Origin of the sequence: Gordonia sp. (in: high G+C Gram-positive bacteria), from assembly GCF_049299075.1 — a bacterium.
Lineage (GTDB): Bacteria > Actinomycetota > Actinomycetes > Mycobacteriales > Mycobacteriaceae > Gordonia.
Map to the genome: position 1 here is coordinate 1 of NZ_JBAQWU010000280.1, position 2,207 is coordinate 2,207.

2 protein-coding genes are annotated in these 2,207 nt (G+C 66.3%); both read left to right on the forward strand.

The window, feature by feature from the left end:
• The coding region (locus tag WAW85_RS08570) for a TetR/AcrR family transcriptional regulator (protein WP_422559196.1) at positions 1 to 548 on the forward strand (548 nt) is incomplete at its 5' end.
• A gap of 97 nt (positions 549 to 645) precedes the next feature.
• A partial coding sequence (locus WAW85_RS08575; RefSeq protein WP_422559197.1) for a carboxyl transferase domain-containing protein occupies positions 646 to 2,207 on the forward strand: 1,562 nt, incomplete at its 3' end.

Sequence of the window (2,207 nt, forward strand, 5' to 3'; positions counted from 1 at the left end):
TCGACGCCGCGGCGCGCCTGATGGCGCGCCGCGGTTTCACATCGGTGCGTCTGGAAGACATAGCGGCGGAGGTTGGCATCAGCGGCCCCGCCGTGTACCGGCATTTTTCGGCCAAGAACGAGGTGCTCGACGAGCTGCTGCTGGCCATCAGTGAACGACTGCAGGCCGGTGGACGGTCGGTAGTCGCCGAGGGTGGCACCCCGTTGCAGGTGCTGGGCAATTTGGTCGAGTTTCACATCGACGTGCTCGTCACCAAGCCCGATCTCATCGCCATTCAGGATCGCGATCTGGCGTCCCTGACGCCCGGCGCACATCACCGGGTCCGGCTGCTGCAACGCCAGTATGTGGAAATCTGGGTGCGGGTCATCACCGCTGCCACGGTCGACAACGGCGGAGTAGCACTGTCCGACGATGAGGCGCGCGTCCGCGCCCACGCCACGTTCGGGCTGCTCAATTCCTCCCCACGCCTGCCGGACTTCGGCGTGGAGCGGCTGCGCTCGTTGCTTACCGCGATGGCGCTGGCTGCGCTGCTCGTCGACATCGACTGATCGGGCGGCGCCCGATTATCGGCGAACGAGGGACATGCCGGGGAGGGTGCCGTATGCTCAAATTTCAGTTACCTGCGATTAACTGAAAGTGGAGTCGATGAGCGCGAACCCCGGAGCGGCCGCCCAGCATCACGTGAACGTCGAGCTGCTGCGCGAGCGGCTCTCGGCTGCGGCCGTCGGCGGTGGGGCTACAGCACGCGACCGACACCGCGCGCGCGGCAAACTCCTCCCGCGCGACCGCATCGACGGCCTGCTTGATCCGGGCTCGCCGTTCCTGGAGATCGGACCCCTTGCCGCGTACGGGATGTACGCCGACAAAGCGCCCGCGGCGGGTGTGGTCGCTGGGATCGGCCGTATTCACGGCCGCGAATGCCTGATCGTTGCCAACGATGCCACCGTCTCCGGCGGCACGTACTACCCGATCACCGTCAAGAAGCATCTGCGCGCCCAGGAGATAGCCGCCGCCAACCGGCTGCCGTGCATCTACCTGGTCGACTCCGGCGGCGCGATGCTGTTGGAACAGGACGAGGTATTCCCCGACCGCGATCACTTCGGCCGGATCTTTTTCAACCAAGCCAATATGAGCGCGGCCGGCATCCCGCAGATTTCCGCCGTGCTCGGATCGTCGACCGCTGGCGGCGCGTATGTTCCGGCGATGAGTGACGAGAATGTGATCGTCGCCGAACAAGGCACGATCTTCCTGGCCGGCCCGCCACTGGTGAAGGCCGCCACCGGCGAGGACGTCACCGCCGAAGACCTCGGAGGCGGTGCCATGCACTCGCGCGTCTCCGGCGTCACCGATCACTTGGTCGCCAACGATGAGGCGGCGTTGGCCAAGGTGCGCGAGATCGTCGCCACCTTCGGCCCGCGCGAACCAGCTCAGTGGGACACCGCGCCGACCCGCGAGCCGATTCGACCGCAGACCGACCTGTACGAGGTGGTGCCGACCGATCCGCGTATCCCGTACGACGTCCGCGAGGTGATCGAGACCCTCGCCGACGGCGGCGAGTTCACCGAGTTCAAAGCCGAATACGGCACCTCGCTCGTGACCGCTTTCGCCCGCATTCACGGCCACCCGGTGGGCATTGTCGCCAACAACGGTGTGCTCTTCTCCGAATCGGCGGTCAAAGGCGCGCACTTCATCGAGCTTTGCGACCGTCGTCGCATCCCGCTGATCTTTCTGCAGAACATCACCGGATTCATGGTCGGCCGCCAGTACGAGGAAGGCGGCATCGCCAAGAATGGCGCCAAGATGGTCACCGCGGTGGCATGCGCCCGGGTGCCCAAGCTGACGGTGATGATCGGCGGCTCGTTCGGCGCAGGCAACTACTCGATGTGCGGCCGCGCCTACTCGCCGCGATTCCTCTGGATGTGGCCGAATGCGCGCATCTCGGTCATGGGCGGACCGCAGGCCGCCGACACGCTGGCCACCGTGCGCCGCGGCCAACACGAGCGGTCCGGCCAGGAGTGGCCGACCCTCGAGGAGGAGGCGTTCAAGCAACCGATCCGGCAGCAGTTCGAGGAGCAGTCGGACGCCTACTATTCCACCGCTCGGCTGTGGGACGACGGGATCATCGATCCCGCCGACACCCGCACGGTACTCGGCTTGGCACTGGAAGCCTGCCGGTATGCGCCGCTAGCGGACGTCAACAACGGGGT